The organism is Geotalea uraniireducens Rf4 (genome assembly GCF_000016745.1).
In the GTDB taxonomy this organism is placed as follows: Bacteria; Desulfobacterota; Desulfuromonadia; order Geobacterales; family Geobacteraceae; genus Geotalea; species Geotalea uraniireducens.
This window is the reverse complement of record NC_009483.1, coordinates 3,407,038-3,422,083: the sequence shown is the minus strand read 5'-3', so window position 1 is coordinate 3,422,083 and position 15,046 is coordinate 3,407,038. Positions and strand designations below refer to the sequence as shown.

Annotated in this window: 17 protein-coding genes; 7 read left to right on the top strand and 10 right to left on the bottom strand. The window is 53.2% G+C overall.

What is annotated here, in order from left to right; all coding sequences use genetic code 11:
- The first annotated feature begins 19 nt into the window (after positions 1-19).
- On the top strand, positions 20-511 hold the full coding sequence (locus GURA_RS15035) for a DUF3106 domain-containing protein (protein ID WP_011939795.1): 492 nt from the start codon (positions 20-22) through the stop codon (positions 509-511).
- 216 nt (positions 512-727) lie between these two features.
- Complete coding sequence (gene lpxC / locus GURA_RS15030) at positions 728-1,555, top strand: UDP-3-O-acyl-N-acetylglucosamine deacetylase (protein ID WP_011939794.1); 828 nt, start codon at positions 728-730, stop codon at positions 1,553-1,555.
- A 32-nt stretch (positions 1,556-1,587) separates the two neighbouring features.
- Here lpxC and GURA_RS15025 read toward each other — a convergent pair whose 3' ends face one another.
- The 4 genes from GURA_RS15025 to GURA_RS15010 all read right to left on the bottom strand — a co-directional run bounded on the left by GURA_RS15025 (position 1,588) and on the right by GURA_RS15010 (position 6,440).
- The gene (locus tag GURA_RS15025) at positions 1,588-2,334 is read right to left on the bottom strand and encodes a roadblock/LC7 domain-containing protein (RefSeq protein WP_011939793.1); all 747 of its coding nucleotides are present in this window, start codon (positions 2,332-2,334) and stop codon (positions 1,588-1,590) included.
- Between the two features lie 63 nt (positions 2,335-2,397).
- Positions 2,398-3,129, bottom strand: coding sequence for a DUF4388 domain-containing protein (locus tag GURA_RS15020; protein ID WP_011939792.1), 732 nt, complete (start codon positions 3,127-3,129; stop codon positions 2,398-2,400).
- Between the two features lie 265 nt (positions 3,130-3,394).
- Positions 3,395-4,375, bottom strand: coding sequence for a CapA family protein (locus tag GURA_RS15015; RefSeq protein WP_041245481.1), 981 nt, complete (start codon positions 4,373-4,375; stop codon positions 3,395-3,397).
- Positions 4,376-4,802: 427 nt separating this feature from the next.
- Positions 4,803-6,440: an ABC-F family ATP-binding cassette domain-containing protein gene (locus GURA_RS15010; protein WP_011939790.1), complete on the bottom strand. Its 1,638-nt coding sequence runs from the start codon at positions 6,438-6,440 to the stop codon at positions 4,803-4,805.
- A 190-nt stretch (positions 6,441-6,630) separates the two neighbouring features.
- On the opposite strand from GURA_RS15010, the gene GURA_RS15005 reads away from it, so the two are divergent.
- Positions 6,631-7,071 carry a hypothetical protein gene (locus GURA_RS15005; RefSeq protein WP_011939789.1) on the top strand — a complete coding sequence of 147 codons (441 nt, stop codon included), beginning with the start codon at positions 6,631-6,633 and terminating at the stop codon, positions 7,069-7,071.
- A gap of 88 nt (positions 7,072-7,159) precedes the next feature.
- On the opposite strand, the gene GURA_RS15000 is transcribed toward GURA_RS15005, so the two are convergent.
- Positions 7,160-7,453, bottom strand: coding sequence for a hypothetical protein (locus GURA_RS15000; RefSeq protein WP_011939788.1), 294 nt, complete (start codon positions 7,451-7,453; stop codon positions 7,160-7,162).
- 263 nt (positions 7,454-7,716) lie between these two features.
- Between GURA_RS15000 and GURA_RS14995 the strand changes: the two genes are divergently transcribed.
- On the top strand, positions 7,717-8,271 hold the full coding sequence (locus GURA_RS14995) for a hypothetical protein (RefSeq protein WP_232278918.1): 555 nt from the start codon (positions 7,717-7,719) through the stop codon (positions 8,269-8,271).
- Positions 8,272-8,346: 75 nt separating this feature from the next.
- Here GURA_RS14995 and GURA_RS14990 read toward each other — a convergent pair whose 3' ends face one another.
- The 3 genes from GURA_RS14990 to GURA_RS14980 all read right to left on the bottom strand — a co-directional run bounded on the left by GURA_RS14990 (position 8,347) and on the right by GURA_RS14980 (position 9,823).
- The gene (locus GURA_RS14990) at positions 8,347-8,910 is read right to left on the bottom strand and encodes an outer membrane beta-barrel protein (RefSeq protein ID WP_268741751.1); all 564 of its coding nucleotides are present in this window, start codon (positions 8,908-8,910) and stop codon (positions 8,347-8,349) included.
- 140 nt (positions 8,911-9,050) lie between these two features.
- A complete protein-coding gene (locus GURA_RS14985) occupies positions 9,051-9,365 on the bottom strand; it encodes a hypothetical protein (protein WP_011939785.1) in 315 nt (104 codons plus the stop codon).
- Positions 9,366-9,535: 170 nt separating this feature from the next.
- Entirely contained in the window at positions 9,536-9,823 is a 288-nt protein-coding gene (locus GURA_RS14980) for a DUF1540 domain-containing protein (protein WP_232278916.1), read from the bottom strand.
- Between the two features lie 962 nt (positions 9,824-10,785).
- Here GURA_RS14980 and GURA_RS14970 point away from each other — a divergent pair.
- On the top strand, positions 10,786-11,676 hold the full coding sequence (locus GURA_RS14970; protein ID WP_011939783.1) for an RluA family pseudouridine synthase: 891 nt from the start codon (positions 10,786-10,788) through the stop codon (positions 11,674-11,676).
- Between the two features lie 26 nt (positions 11,677-11,702).
- On the opposite strand, the gene GURA_RS14965 is transcribed toward GURA_RS14970, so the two are convergent.
- A complete protein-coding gene (locus GURA_RS14965; protein ID WP_011939782.1) occupies positions 11,703-11,885 on the bottom strand; it encodes a hypothetical protein in 183 nt (60 codons plus the stop codon).
- 35 nt (positions 11,886-11,920) lie between these two features.
- On the bottom strand, positions 11,921-12,460 hold the full coding sequence (locus GURA_RS14960; protein ID WP_011939781.1) for a THUMP domain-containing protein: 540 nt from the start codon (positions 12,458-12,460) through the stop codon (positions 11,921-11,923).
- Positions 12,461-12,800: 340 nt separating this feature from the next.
- Here GURA_RS14960 and rpsA point away from each other — a divergent pair, with 340 nt between their 5' ends.
- Entirely contained in the window at positions 12,801-14,012 is a 1,212-nt protein-coding gene (gene rpsA / locus GURA_RS14955; protein WP_011939780.1) for a 30S ribosomal protein S1, read from the top strand.
- Between the two features lie 42 nt (positions 14,013-14,054).
- Positions 14,055-14,969: a PfkB family carbohydrate kinase gene (locus GURA_RS14950; RefSeq protein ID WP_011939779.1), complete on the top strand. Its 915-nt coding sequence runs from the start codon at positions 14,055-14,057 to the stop codon at positions 14,967-14,969.
- Positions 14,970-15,046: the final 77 nt, after the last annotated feature.

Sequence of the window (15,046 nt, the reverse complement as noted above, 5' to 3'; positions counted from 1 at the left end):
CCGCAAAAGGGAAAAAACGATGAATAAATGTCTGGGAATTGCGCTTGCCATCTGCATGCTGTTTTTGGCGACGGGTGTCCGTGCCGGGCAGCAGGGGACGACCTGGGACAGCCTGCCATCCGAAGAACAACGGGTGCTCAAGCCTTTTGCCGAGCGATGGGACAAGTTCCCTGCAGAAAGGCAGGAACGTTTGCGCAAGGGGGTCGAACGTTGGAAATTGATGCCGCCCGAGGAACAGGAACAGGCAAAAGAGCGATTCAAGGGGTGGCAGCAGCTTCCCCATGAAAAACGGGAACGTATCCGCGAGCGTTACCGGCGGTTCCGCCAACTCCCTCCCGAAGAGCAGGAGAACATCCGCAGCAGGTACAAGTGGTTCAGGGGGCTGCCTCAGGAGGAGCGGCAGGCCTTGCGCGAGAAATGGAAAAAGATGAACCCCGAGGAGCGCCGCCACATGCGTGAACAGTGGCGGAACACTCCTCCCGGCGAGATGTATGGAGGAGGTCGACGTTAGCAATGAACTTGGCAACCCCTCTACGGTTGCTCCGCAGAAAAAAGCCCCGGCCTGAAGGTCCGGGGTTTTTTTGCCGCTTTTTTTGACTGTCCACCCTATTTTTTCCTCCTAAAAAAACACTTTTCGGGTTATGTTAGCCGTCGGACCCGCCGGTAATCGGGTGGGTGAGCTGCGCCGATATATTTCATAAAGAAGAAAAGGAAGTACGCCCCGATCATGATCAAACGACAGACCACCATAAATCGCATCTTCAAGCTGGCCGGCATCGGCCTGCACACCGGCCGGGAAGTGACCATGGAATTCCTCCCCCGGCGTGAATTCGGCATTGCCTTCGTCTTTAACGGCAACCTCATCCCCGCACGCTACGACATGGTTGCCGATACCCGACTTTCCACCCAGGTTGCCGCCAACGGCGCATCTGTGGCGACCATCGAGCACCTGATGGCGGCATTCTACTTCTCCGGCATCACCAACTGCATCGTCTATATCGACGGCCCGGAGGTCCCGATCATGGACGGTTCTGCCTGGGAGTTCTACCATGAGCTCTGGCGGGCCGGTATCTATGAATTCCCGGAGTCGGGGGTCTATCTCAAGGTGCAGCGTCCCGTTGAAGTCAAGCATAACGATGCCTATGTCCGGGTGAAACCGCTCAATACCCTTGACATCACCATGACCATCGAGTTCCGGCCCCCGGTGGGGCGGCAGCGCAAAAGGGTCATGGATGTGGAAAACGCCATTTCCATAATCAACTCCCGTACCTTTGTTCTTCATGAGGAGATCGAGGCGATAAAGAAGGCAGGACTGGCCAAGGGTGGGTCCCTCGACAACGCAGTGGTGATCGGCGGCGACAGCATCGTCAATCCACAGGGTCTCCGCTACAAGAAGGAACTGGTCAACCACAAGATCCTCGACCTGATCGGCGATTTCTACACCTGTGGTTACCGTCTGCTCGGGCGGGTAGAGGCGCACAAGACAGGCCACTATCTCAATAACATGTTTCTGAAAGAGGTTTTTTCCGACCCGGCGAACTACGCCATCTATTGACCTGTCTTAGGCCTATATCTGCAACGAAGAAGTCAGATCCCTTCCCAGCCCAATCTTCCTCCACCGACGACAAGTTCTGCGAGGAGCTGATCGTTGGAGTTTACCCGGAGCGTTTCCGCAATGGCCAGGCTGATTACCGCTTTCCCGGTAAACCTTTGCTCGCTGTCATTGTTGATGATCCTTACGGGAAAACTTTTACTGTGACCGGTGACCTGGTTGGTAAGCTTGATTTTCTTGAACGCTCCCGTTTTGAAGAAATTACTGATTTCCAGGGATGTGGTTCTGTTAATGGCAACCACGTCCAACATCTGGTCCCAGAAAGTGTTGGCAGTGGATTTCATGATCTCCGTCTGCAGGAGTATCCCTTTCTCCGTTGTCAGGACCATTGCTCTGGTAGGTTGAACGGCCGGCATGGCCATAGATAAAGGGGCGGTTGTCCGTGTTTGGCAGAGTTTTTCGAGCTTCTTTGTCGCAACGTTGAGGGACATGACCAGCAGTTGCAGGTTTAACGTTTTAGTGCAAAGCAGCAGCAGGAATGACTGCTGCAGCGGTTTCACCAGGATGCGCCCATCGTCATAGCGCAGGTCGATAATTTTCACGTCGCCGGTTGAGCTTGAAAGCCCCACGGAACTTTCGGCCACTGCATCAGCCGCATTCTGCAGGATTGCGCCATCGAAGAGGGGCGGGAACGAGTGCGCCGCAAGTTCGCCGTTTTCCCTGCATATCAGGCTGCCGATTACGCCTGGCACCGTATTGATCTGCTGTAGAACCGCCTCCATGATTCCCTCCCATTACTGCATTTCCGCATCAGCTGTCTTCACATTCTTTAATGCGACAAGCCGTTATTTATTGGGGACGAGGGCCTTTTTGATTTCCGCTTCAACCGCGTCAAGTCGGGAGTCAGGCTTTACCGCAACACTCAGGTACTGCTGTCTCGATTCAAAAAGGAGCAACTGGCGCACTTCCCCTTGAACTGCGGCCGATTTCAGGTTGCCGGCGCCAAAGAAACCGCCTAGCCGATCGGCCGTCAGCGCCAGGAATGTTCCTTGTGCCGCAAGGATTTCTCCCTCAAGGCTCCGGTCGGACGTGGGGATACCATCCTTTCCCATCAACACGGCATGTTCTACCCCGGGTATCTGTTTGAGTTTTGCGGAGATGGTGCTTGTCGGGCGGGCTTCGCTTCCCGTGGCTGTATTGACCGCGACTGGTGAAAGATCGGTCTTGTCCCCTTCGTGACGTTCGTCCATCAATCGATGCGCTTCAAGAATGAGGAAACGCCAGTTATCCTGAATGGTATTGTTGGTGGTTGTTACTTTTGGTTGGACTTTAAAGCTTCCGGAAGGCCATCTCATGATCTCATAAAAAGCATCAGCCCCCGATTCGCCCTCCTGTTCGGAATGGATTATCTCTCCATCACGGAAAAATATATACCCGAGCCTGTTCCCGTATTCCACGGAAATACACCCGGAAAAACGATTTATTCCCTTCAGTTGAATCACGTCTGAAAGTGTAAGGCCGGCAATAGCGCCCTCGAATCCCTCAGGGTAATCTTTGCGTAATGTTTCCGTTGCCATGTGAACCCCTCCGTTGTCGCCGGTTGGTTGGACAAGTGTGTCAGGCCGTATAAAATTTATAACACCATTTTATCATTAAAGCAACCAGTGGTAAAATAATCTTTGCTGGGCATACGTTTGTTTCTTATATAAAGGATGAAAGTCGGCTGTCTGAAGGCTTTGCGGATGATTGGTCGTTATTTTGGGATTATTTAAAACGGTATTTGCTTGAATGGGGAAACTGTATTTAATGAACATGCAGGAAATACAACGGCTTGCAGGTGCTTCAGGTCGGCACGATTTCCAGGCACTGTTCATCCCTGAGCCATAGGCTTGAAGTAGCCAGATCTGCACACAGCTGCTGCATTTTTCGGCCGATCCATTCCGCTTCCGAGCCCTGAGCCAGGCGCGCCTGGAAATCCCGAATCACGGTCGGATAAAGGCGGATCTTGCTCAAAGAACACTGATCATATTCGAGGATGAAAATCATCGACCGGTCGTTACGTTCTACCTCATCCACTGCGTAATCGTCGATAAAGTCGCCGGCACAGTAAATGATCGGCCGTTGCCGGTATATCTCGATCCCCCGGAAGACGTGGCCCGAGTGACCGAAGACCGCATCGGCCCCGGCATCGATCAGCGCACGGCCGAAGTCGATGTGTTCCGGCGGCGGTTCGTGCCCCCAGTTGGGGCCCCAGTGGACGGAAACCACGAGCAGGTCTACTTCTGCCCTGACGCGATGTATTTTTGCCATGAGCCCGGCAGCCCGCGCATTTTGCAGGTCGATGGGAACGAACCAGACTCCTGCTTGTTCCGTTGCCGCTTCCCACGCAGGTTCGTTGTCGGTGAAGGCGATTACGCCGATCCTTAACCCCTGTACCTGTGAAACGGCCGGACGGGAGGCCTCTGCCAGATCGGCACCGGCACCGGCGTGGGCGATTTTTGCTTTGTTCAGGATGCGGAGCATGTCGAACATCGCTTCGTATTCGTAATCGAGTGAGTGGTTATTGGCGAGGGAAACGGCATCGATATGGGCCGCTTGCAGCACGGCCACGTTTCCGGCATCAGAGCGGAAATGGAATATCTTCGGCGTGAGCGACCATGGCGTGCCATTGTCTGAAATGACACACTCAAGATTGCACATGCGCCAGTCGGCTGTAGCGAAGAGGGGGAGGGTGTCCCCCCAGGGGTACTCCGGCGGCAGGCGCTGCAAAGCCCGGTTGACGAGCCGGCCGAGCATCACGTCGCCGGCAAAGAGAAGTTTCACGAAACGGACCTCCATCAGTACTTTGGTAAATTATAACTTATAATAGCCGTTAGTCTCTTACGACTTGAGAAGTTACAATATGTGAGCAAAATGTTAAAGCAAGACATGACTCACGCGACGACGCGACGATGCACCAAAAGTAGGCGCTTTTAAGCGACGAAAGGCTTTTAAACAAATTATTGGTTCATGGTTTTAAAACGTTGCGTCGTCGCGTCGTTGCGTGAAATAAAATATTTTGGTTCCGGCTTGTCCGGCTCAGGAAAGATGTACCCTTCTGGAGATAGTCTGCGGGAGATCAGTTCAAATTTGAGGAAATTATTGAGATCTTGGTTGGATGGGGGGATATATGTCTGGTGTATTTACTTGATTCAAGGCTAACGGCGGGGCGCAGCATGCTGCGCCCCTGATTGCGGAAAGGTGGTGCCCCTTATAGCGCCAGTTCCTGATGGCCGTGGAACAGCTCGTCCCGAAGCCCCGTTACTTCGGCATCTTCCAGGTACTCTTCGAAGCCCATTACCCGGTCGATGATCCCGCCGGGGGTGATCTCTACGATCCGGTTTGCCACGGTGGAGACGAACTCGTGGTCGTGGGAGGAGAAAAGTACCACCTCCGTGAAGGCGATGAGACCGTTGTTCAGGGCGGTGATCGATTCCAGGTCCAGGTGGTTGGTCGGCTCGTCGAGGATGAGGGCGTTGGCGCCGGTGAGCATCACCTTCGACAGCATGCAGCGGACCCGCTCTCCGCCTGAGAGGACGCTGGTCTTTTTCATCGCCTCTTCCCCGGAGAAAAGCATCCGGCCGAGGAAACCGCGGGCAAAAGACTCCCCTTCGGTGGGGGGAGAAAACTGGCCGAGCCATTCGATGAGGTTCAGGTCGTTTTCAAAGTAGGCGCTGTTTTCCTTCGGGAAATAGGCGGGAGTGATGGTTATTCCCCAGCGGAAGGAACCTGCGTCCGGCTCCAGCTCGCCGGCGAGGATCTGGAAGAGGGTCGTCTTGGCCAGGCTGTTGGCGCCGACAAAGGCGATCTTGTCCCCTTTGCGGACGGTGAGCGTGAGGTCGTTTAACACCGCAATCCCGTCAACCTGCTTGGAGAGACCGTTTATCTCCAGGATGATGTCGCCGCAGGGGCGCTCCGGCTTGAACACCACGTACGGGTACTTCCTTGATGAAACCGGCATCTCCTCGATGGTGAGCTTCTCCAGGAGTTTTTTTCGCGAAGTGGCCTGTTTTGCCTTGGATGCGTTGGAACTGAAACGCTGGATGAACTCCTTCAGCTCGTTGGCCTTATCGGTAACCTTGCGGTTGTCGTTTTGCTTCTGCTTGAGGGTCAACTGGCTTGCCTGATACCAGAAGTCGTAGTTCCCCACGTAGACCTGGATCCTGCCAAAGTCGATATCTGCCACGTGGGTGCAGACCTGGTTGAGGAAGTGGCGGTCGTGGGAAACGACGATGACCGTGTTTGAAAAGCGGTAGAGGAAATCCTCCAGCCAGGCGATGGACTTCAGGTCCAGGTGGTTGGTCGGCTCGTCCAACAAGAGCACGTCAGGGTTGCCGAAGAGGGCTTGGGCGAGGAGCACCCGCACCTTGTCCCCTGCTTCCAGTTCCTTCATCTTCTTTTGCCGCAGTTCCTCGGAGATGCCGAGACCGTTCAGGAGCACAGCAGCTTCGGACTCCACCTCGTAGCCGTTCATTTCGGCAAATTCCGCCTCCAGTTCCGCGGAGCGAATCCCGTCCGCCTCGGAGAAATCCGCCTTGGAGTAGATTGCCTCCCGCTCGGCCATTACCTGGTATAGACGTGCGTGACCCATGATGACGGTGTTGAATACCGACTCTTCATCGAAGGCGAACTGGTCCTGTCGCAGTACTGCAATTCTTTCCCTGGGGCCGACCGTGATCTCCCCCTTGTCTGCTTCCACCTCGCCGGAGAGAATCTTCAGAAAGGTGGATTTTCCTGCGCCATTGGCGCCGATTAGTCCGTAGCAGTTCCCGGGGGTGAACTTTATGTTGACGTCTTTGAACAGGACTCTCTTGCCGTAGGCAAGGGTAATGTTTGATGCGCTTATCATGCTTTGATTGACTCCCTTTTGGAAAAATAAAAAACCACAGGGGGGCTCCCTGTGGTTCAGGTACTGTTTATATATATCACTATTGCCCTTCCGGCAGCAATCCCTTTTTCCTGACCGTATCCTAATGCGTTGATGCAGCGTAGGGGAGGGGGGAAATGGAAATCGGCAGATTTTGTGATATACCGATATAATGGCATCGAAAATATCCGTCATTATTGTTGCGTTTTTCTTGCTGACAGCCTGCCAGGGGTACAGTGTACCGAAATACGATCCTTTGCTCTATCCGAAGAGCTACAAATTCTATGATTTGTCGCTCTTCTGGAGAACCGCGCAAAACGACAAAGTTGTCAGTATCGACGGCTTTGTCAAGAATACCCGTTACGCTTACATCAGGGACCTGGAACTGACCGCAACCCTTCTTGACGAGGGAGGGAAAAAAATCTCCGAGCATACTTCATTTTTGTTGCCAATAACCATGTCGATGGACGAGTACGCTCCGTTCTCCTTCAGCCTGCCTGTCACGCCCGGCTCCAAGCCGGAGAAAATCAAGTTTTATTACCGCTATTTCCTCGCCGAAAGGGGGTACGGTATGTCCCCTTACTTTTACTCTTTCACCGTTGACCTTTACTGAGACCAGTCCCGCACCATCTTGAGAGGCAACAGGTCCCTTTTCATCCGGCGAACCGCAGCCGGCCAGCTCGTCTTGCCGCTTGCCCTGTCTACATTTCCTCGCCATGAATGATGCTGAAAATGGGCATAAACGCCGGGAGCATGTTTTTCGAGTCTTTGAAGTTATCAACACAGCATCTTTTCAGGATGATAAAATGATCGCTGTCATAACGTTTATTGCCCTTTTTATTTGTCCATCTCCCCCTGAAAAACTTTACAATCTCTTTGCCGTCGACCAGGCACCTTGCAGAAATCAAATCGCCGTTGTCGCTTTCCCAGTTGACCTTGACAATGTGATCCTGTCCATACCAGTTGACTTTTGAAGTTATGTCGCTGGAAATCATCGTTCACTCCTCTGTTATTATTTGCGTGCTGAGTTCATCCCGTTAATGTATGGGGCAAGATTATGTGGAAGCTGGGTAATTGTCAATAACCATGGGAAGCGCCCATATATTCAGCTCGTTGCGGGGATGCCGAAGTTATCCGTAGCGGAGAATATGCGGGATGGCACTGGCAAACGGCAGGAACACGATATAATTATAGTATTCCGGCATGGGTCGGAAACTAAGCAGTTTTTATTCCGGGGCGTGTGGTTATGGTAGCGGAGATGCTTATACGTCTGGCCTTTGCCGGCGTCTTGAGCCTCCTGGCAGGATGCAGCGCGCTTCTGCCGAGTGCCAGGGAGACCGTTGAGTCCCCGTGGCAAACCTTTGCCGAAGCGAAAACCGCCTACGATAAGATCATCCCCGACAAGACCACCGTCGAGGAGCTGAAAAAGCTCGGTTACGATATTAAAACCTCGCCTAACGTGAAGATCCTCAACTATCTCGATATAGCCGCCACGGTCCAGTCGATCCCCATGGCAGAGCTTGATCCGGGGCTGCAGGCATGTCTCCGGGCGCGGAACGACTGCCGCTCATACGTGTTCGAACCGAAAAGGACCCATACCCGGCGCATCGGCAGCTTCTGGCTCGACATCTTCAACTTCAGGCGCAAGTCGCATGAAACCGGCTGGCAATTCAAGGCGCTTCTCGTGCTCGTGAACGAGCACGTGTCTTACAAGCTATGGAGCGGCGATCCCCAGATCGACGAACATCGTGACCTGCGCAATCCCCTCGGGCCGTTGCAGGAACCTGGCTTCATCCTGAACCGCATTCGTTGATTTCCGCAATAAAAAGCAAAAGGCGGTCAGTGGACCGCCTTTCGTCATACTGCGTTGACCTGCGTTTCAATCAAATCAATTGAAAAACACCCTGACACCAAATGTCCCCGCTATGCTGGAAGGGTCGTAATTGATTCTGGTTCCGACTGTTCGGTTGATGTCTGCGTCAAATGCCGCCACTCCCTTTAATTCCCCGGTCAGGGCCAACTCTCTGGTGATGAAGTAATCGAGACCGCCGCTCAGGTGCAGGCCGAAAACCGTATCTGCAGAGCCTGCAGAAAAGTCGTTGACCAGCACATCGATCCCGGCGCCGATGTAAGGGACGATGTCGTTATTCTTAGGAAAGCGGTATTGGGCGCCGATGGAGAGGTTGTTGGTTTCAACGGTTCCCAGCGTATTCCCACCTGTCTTCATATCGAATTCCGTATGGGTAACATCAAGCTCAAGGGCGATATTGTTGTCCACCCCGTAAATAAGTCCGCCGCCGCCGACAAATGCAGTACTCGTCTCGGCTACATGTTTGCCGTCCGGGAAATCGACCTCGCTATCTGCAGGGATCAGAAATCCAAGACGACCGGTTACGCCGAATCTCCCCTTCAAGTCATCGGCAACTGCGTTTCCAGCCATAAACATCACCATGCACAGCAAACAAAAAAACAGAACCACTTGCTTCATTTTTCCCTCCTGAAACTTGGAATTACAATTCGGCGACGCATATTAGAGGAAAACTTTGCTGCTGACAAGGTTAAGTTTTTTGTTAAGTTTTTGAGTTTAAAGGCCTACTCCCCTTTGAAGAATTTCCGGATATCCCTTCCCATCTGTTTGAATGCCTCGCCGGTCTTCTTACCTGCCTCCTTGAACCATTCGCCGATCGGCTTGCCCGTCTTCTTTGCCGCTTCGCCGGTTTCCTTGCCCATCTTCTTAAACCCCTGGCCGACTTCCTTGCCACCCTCCTTGAAGGCCCGTCCAGTCTCTTTCCCCATTTTCTTGAAGCCCTGACCGACTTCTTTTCCCCCTTCCTTAAAGGCGTTATCGCCCCAGGCCGGTGCAGCTGGTAAAAGCGTGATGATGAGAATAACAATCAGTTTTCGCATGGGGGGCGTCCTCACAAAGTTAGTAAGAGTCCAGCACGGAAGGAGAATGCCGTCAAAACGGGGTATGGGGCCGTATAAGGCCGGGAGAAGGCGGGATGCCTGAATGGCGTTCCGAAATTTCGGGAAGGGATGGTGGTTGGTTTCTGACAGTGTGTCTTCACTATCCATTTTTATCTGGCTTTGAACGTTGAACAATCAGCATGGCCTTGGTGTAGCCCAACCTTGATTCCGGGTGCTCCACATTCGAATGAGGTGTTGTATGAGCATTTTTCCACTTTGCATGCCCCTACGCCACCGGTCATCTCGGCAACTCCACCTTTTTTGTCGGCGTGCAGATAGGTGTCGCAGCACGCGCACACTTCCGGACCACCTACCGTGATGGCCAGGGCATGACACTGGGCTTTCTGGTTGTATGAGCAGTCCTTTACGTCACACGCGGTAATTTTTGACATCTTCATAACCATTAGGTATCTCCTTTTTTGTGCTGCCATCCCTTCCCGGTCTTATTTTTATCATTGCCCGGCCAGTTGTCAAGAAGGCCCTGAAGGCCCTGTACTGGGCACTTGGGGAGAATGTCCTGCCGGGTTTTGCCGTCTTTTGTCCTTTTGTATCTGTGAAATAAAAATTCGGCCGCACTACCGGCGGTTGCCGGTTGCCAACCGCCGCGACTCCCTGCTGGAGGCCATGCAACGAATCGGAGGAGTGGGAATCGAGGGGACACTACGTAATCGCGAAGTTTCTCCCTCTTCCTCGTAACGACAAAAACCCGCGAAAGCGGATTTTCCAGTAAAGAAAAGGGAATCAATTGTTATTTCTGTCATATGCAGCTTGCCCCTCTTTTTCTCGCTTTGTTTACAGCAAAAGCCCCGGCGAGAATTCCCGGGGCTTTTGCTGTTGATGCTGATATGATCATCCTGCCCAATTCAAGGTGCTCCAGAGTACCGTATAAACTTTAGATCTACTGCCCTTTTGTTCAGCATCTCCCAAGAAAACGCTTCAGGCTGCCTTCTCCGAAGAGGGCTTGCGCACCACGTCTGGACTTGGAAACTTAGATCATAAATTATCGACAGGTTGTCTAAACGATTTATTACACGTACACCAGAGCAATTGTCAGAGACCTTCTTCCTTAATTATATTTTACTTAAAATATGCCAAAAGGTCAACACCTTAGGAGTCTGTCAGACTTAGGGAATCGTAGCGAGAGGATGGAAAATCGAGGACAGATTTTCGGAAATTTGAGAGCGAATAGTGGACCTATTCGTCGAAAATTTACGGAGATATGGACCGATTTGCCATCCTCGCAGTAGATTCATTCCTAAGTCCGACAGGCTCCTGGAGAGGATGCAGATACTTGTGTTGACAAAACAAACCCGCGGGTGGCAGAATCCGTTCATACTTTAATGAATTGTGAGATGACGACATGCTGAAATACGAGATTTCCGAAACAGACCACTGCCGGCAGGTGGAGAGCTTTCTCCAGAACCTCCTCCCGTCGGCTTCCCACTCCTACCTGCGCAAGCTGCTGACAGCCGGCCACCTGGCCGTCAACGGCACTCCCGGGGTTTCCGGCACCATCCTCCGCCTGGGCGATACGGTTACTCTGAAGGAGAGCAGCAAAACATCGGCTTTTCTGCGTAAAGCCAGGCCAGAACTGGACATACTCCATGAAGATCAGTGGATAATGATATTCAACAAGGCGCCGGGTCTCCCCATGCACCACGCCGCTGAGGTGGACGAGCGGAACCTGGTTGATCTGGGGACAAAACTCCTCGCCGGGCGCGATGGCGGATCGGTAAAACTCCGTCCGGTCAATCGCCTGGACCGGGGTACCTCCGGTGCGGTGATCCTGGCGAAAAGCTCAATGGCTGCCGCGATGTTCGGCCGACTGATCATGGATGAGGGGCTGGGGAAGCTCTATCTGGCCCTTGTGGAAGGGGAGCTTGCGGAGGATGGGGTCATCTCCGTTCCACTGGAGGGAAAAGAGGCGGAAACCCGTTACCGGGTGCTTTTTCACCGGTCGGACTGCACTTTTGTTGCCGTTTACCCCGTTACCGGAAGGATGCACCAGATCAGGCAGCACTTCAAATTTATCGGCCACCCGATCAGGGGGGATCGGCGCTACGGCGGACAGCCGCTGCCCGGTTTTGCTGGTAACGCCCTCCATTCCTTCAGAACCTCCATCGTCCATCCTGCAACCGGCGAAACATTGCAGGTCTTTGCCCCTTTGTCGAAGGAATTCCTCACCCTCCTCAAAAATCTCAGCGGTGAGCGCTATCTGTCCGTTCTGCACTCACTTCCTGAGCTTCCCTGATCCTTATTGCCTGCTTATTGGGCACCTTAGCCTTTCAACGCGCCGAGGCGGTTGAGTATATCCTTGGCTAAGGCTTCCCGCTCCTTCATTTCCGCGCGCCACTCCCTGTTTTCCGTGGCGACCATCTCCGTTCGCAGGTCTGTGAGATACGAATCGAGGACCTCGGAGAGGATTTTGGCTTCATGCTCGGTCAGTTCTATCTGGGCCATGGTGTTTCCTCCTTTGCAAAAAGTTTGGCTCATCCTCAGTCGAGATGCAGCAATGGATAGCGCTGCAGCTCTTCCCTGGTCCAAAGGGAGAGTCCTGCCCGCTGGCCGATTGTTTCCACGACGATGATGGCATCAGGGTCCTCGAAGGTGATATGTCCCGGGGTTCCGGCACGTTCGAGGGCGTCCAGGATAAAAATGTCGAGGAAGCGTTCTTCTTCCATGCTGGAAATCTTCCCCTTGAACCCGCGGCGGTGCATGCGCACATGAAAGCCTTTTGCTGCCAGACCGGGAATCCACGGGGAGACGGTTTCCCGTGCCTTCTCTTCGAAGATGGCGGGGGTCTGAAAGGTAAAGGTGTGCGTCACCGGCATCACCCGTGACAGAAACCGGGTCGCGGCAGGCTCTGTTGCCTGTTGCTCCCGCAGTTTTTCCATCATGAGAAAGGGATCTTCTACGTGCATTACCAGGATATTGAAGAAGCCTGTTTTGCTGACCGGGCCGAACTGCTCCAGCATACCGCCGGCTTCTTTGAAAAAACCTTCGCGAGCAGTAATCACCACATTCCACTCTTTCATCCCTTCCTCCTGTGATGACTGTTGATCGGGTCTCACTAATAAAGTTTAGGGCGATATTTCCCTTTTGCAACAAAGGCAAAACCTGACAGTAGACGGCACGTTCGGGGATGTGTTGGCGGGTCGTCTCCGGTTCCTCCTCTGGTTCCGGTTGCTGCTTGTAACTGGCTGATTTGTATGTGATAATGCGGTGCGTAAGAGGTTTGCATAAGCCAGGTTAAGTCGAGCCGGTTTTAAGTTGTTGACTTAATCATTTCTTTCTACTAATTTTCATGCTGCGTATAGCAGCAGACAGCATGATTTCTGATGCTTCCAACTAACATTTATGGGGTAAAAAACGGAAATGGACAAAGACGACAAGGAATTAAAAGAGACAACCGAAGAAGAGAGTTTTGCAGACCTGTTCGCCAAGAGTTTTGCCGATCAGGTCAGGCTTGAACCGGGGCAGAAGGTGGAAGCGAAGATACTCAAGATCAGCGGCGACTGGATTTTTCTCGACACGGGACGAAAAGGTGAAGGGGTCCTTGAAGCGAAAGAACTCCTCGATGCGGACGGCAATCTGACTGTCAAGGAGGGGGATACGATCACCGCATGGTTCCTTGGTGTTTCGCACAATGAACTGCGCTTTACCACCAGGCTTGGCGGCGGATCAGCCGGTCAGTCGCAGCTGGAAGATGCCTGGCGCAACGGCATTCCGGTGGAAGGTCATGTGGAGAAAGAGATCAAGGGGGGCTTCGAGGTCAAGGTCGGCGGCACTGTCCGTGCCTTTTGCCCATATTCCCAGATATCACTGCGGCGGGTGGAGAATGCCGCCGATTACATAGGCAAGCGCTTATCATTCAGAATCAGCGAATACGGCGAGAACGGCCGCAACATCGTCCTTTCCCATCGGTCCGTGCTGGAAGAGGAACGGCTGCGGCAGAAAGAAGAGCAGAAGGAAACACTCAAGGAAGGGATGATCGTCCAGGGGACGGTCACCTCGCTGCGCGATTTCGGCGCTTTCATCTCCATCGGCAGTGTCGAAGGGCTTCTTCCAATCTCCGAGATCGGCTGGAGCCGGGTTAAGGATATTCACGAGGTGCTCTCTGTCGGCCAGAACGTGGAGGTGGTGATAAAGCAGATCGATTGGGAAAACGATAAAATCTCTTTCAGCCTGAAAGACACCCTGGCTGATCCTTGGGATAAGGTGGCGCTCACCTATCCCGAAGGGTCGTTCCACACCGGACGGGTGGCACGCTTGGCCCAATTCGGCGCCTTTGTCACCCTGGATTCCGGGGTGGACGGTCTTATCCATATCTCGAAGCTGGGCGCAGGCAAGCGCATCAACCATCCCCGCGAGGTGATCAAGGAGGGTGAGACTGTGGAAGTGAAGGTCGAGAGCGTCGACCGGGAAAACAGGCGTCTCTCCCTGTCATTGGCCGAGGTGAGCCGAGCGGCGGAGCAGGAGGAGCGGACGATCGAGGAGTTTCGCCGTACTGCCGCCGAGACCTCTGCAAAGACCATGGGGACGCTGGGAGACCTGCTGAAAGCCAAGCTGGAAAAGGGAAAGAAGTGAACTTTTTATAAGACCAAACATATATTAGGGGGGAAACGGTAGATGGGTATTCTTGTTGTCGGTTCAGTGGCATTCGATTCGGTGGAAACCCCTTTCGGCAAAATGGACAGTATTCTTGGGGGCTCCGCCACCTATTTTTCCACGTCGGCCAGTTTTTTTACCGATGTGAGCCTGGTGGCAGTGGTGGGTGAGGATTTTCCCCAAGAGCATGTGGATTTTCTCAAGTCCAGGAACATTGATCTTGGGGGGCTTGCCAGGGAGAGCGGCAAGACTTTCCATTGGAAGGGTAAGTACGGTTACGACCTGAACGAAGCCCAGACCCTTGAAACCCATCTCAACGTGTTTGAGAACTTCAAGCCGGTTATTCCTGCGGAATACCGCGGTGCGGATTATCTCTTTCTTGCCAATATCGACCCCGTCTTGCAGATGGAGGTGTTGAGCCAGGTGCAGAACCCGCGGGTAATCGCCTGCGACACCATGAACTTCTGGATATCGTCGAAGCCGGAAGCGCTGAAAAAGGTCATAGAGCGCGTCGATATTCTTATCATCAATGAAGGGGAGGCCCGCCAGTTCACCGGAGAGGCAAATCTGGTAAAGGCCGCGAAAAAAATCCTTTCCCTCGGGGCAAAGACCCTCATTGTCAAGCGGGGCGAATACGGGGTACTGATGTTTACCGATTCGACGATCTTTGCCGCGCCTGCCTATCCCCTTGAGGAGGTGTTCGATCCTACCGGCGCAGGCGACACCTTTGCCGGCGGCTTCATGGGGTATCTGGCCAATAGCGGTGATACGTCCGAGGAAGGAATCCGCCAGGCGATCATCTTCGGCAGTGTCATGGCTTCCTTCAATGTGGAGGATTTCAGCCTCAACCGTTTGAAGAGGCTTGACTATAAAGAGATCGAAGCGCGCTACAGAAGTTTTAAAAAGATGACCCATTTTGAAGGCCTGGCCGGCTGATCCGACCGGCAAAGGCCGGAAATGGGGCGTTACATTGACATCGGCCGGCAAATCTGCTAGTTTTCCCAGAAATTAAC

Bases quoted from the DNA above. Each gene is read 5' to 3' on its own strand.
- GURA_RS15035 (WP_011939795.1), top strand. From the start codon at position 20: ATGAATAAATGTCTGGGAATTGCGCTTGCCATCTGCATGCTGTTTTTG.
- lpxC (WP_011939794.1), top strand. From the start codon at position 728: ATGATCAAACGACAGACCACCATAAATCGCATCTTCAAGCTGGCCGGC.
- GURA_RS15025 (WP_011939793.1), bottom strand. From the start codon at position 2,334: ATGGAGGCGGTTCTACAGCAGATCAATACGGTGCCAGGCGTAATCGGC.
- GURA_RS15020 (WP_011939792.1), bottom strand. From the start codon at position 3,129: ATGGCAACGGAAACATTACGCAAAGATTACCCTGAGGGATTCGAGGGC.
- GURA_RS15010 (WP_011939790.1), bottom strand. From the start codon at position 6,440: ATGATAAGCGCATCAAACATTACCCTTGCCTACGGCAAGAGAGTCCTG.
- GURA_RS15005 (WP_011939789.1), top strand. From the start codon at position 6,631: ATGGCATCGAAAATATCCGTCATTATTGTTGCGTTTTTCTTGCTGACA.
- GURA_RS15000 (WP_011939788.1), bottom strand. From the start codon at position 7,453: ATGATTTCCAGCGACATAACTTCAAAAGTCAACTGGTATGGACAGGAT.
- GURA_RS14995 (WP_232278918.1), top strand. From the start codon at position 7,717: ATGCTTATACGTCTGGCCTTTGCCGGCGTCTTGAGCCTCCTGGCAGGA.
- GURA_RS14990 (WP_268741751.1), bottom strand. From the start codon at position 8,910: ATGGTGATGTTTATGGCTGGAAACGCAGTTGCCGATGACTTGAAGGGG.
- GURA_RS14985 (WP_011939785.1), bottom strand. From the start codon at position 9,365: ATGCGAAAACTGATTGTTATTCTCATCATCACGCTTTTACCAGCTGCA.
- GURA_RS14980 (WP_232278916.1), bottom strand. From the start codon at position 9,823: ATGAAGATGTCAAAAATTACCGCGTGTGACGTAAAGGACTGCTCATAC.
- GURA_RS14970 (WP_011939783.1), top strand. From the start codon at position 10,786: ATGCTGAAATACGAGATTTCCGAAACAGACCACTGCCGGCAGGTGGAG.
- GURA_RS14965 (WP_011939782.1), bottom strand. From the start codon at position 11,885: ATGGCCCAGATAGAACTGACCGAGCATGAAGCCAAAATCCTCTCCGAG.
- GURA_RS14960 (WP_011939781.1), bottom strand. From the start codon at position 12,460: ATGAAAGAGTGGAATGTGGTGATTACTGCTCGCGAAGGTTTTTTCAAA.
- rpsA (WP_011939780.1), top strand. From the start codon at position 12,801: ATGGACAAAGACGACAAGGAATTAAAAGAGACAACCGAAGAAGAGAGT.
- GURA_RS14950 (WP_011939779.1), top strand. From the start codon at position 14,055: ATGGGTATTCTTGTTGTCGGTTCAGTGGCATTCGATTCGGTGGAAACC.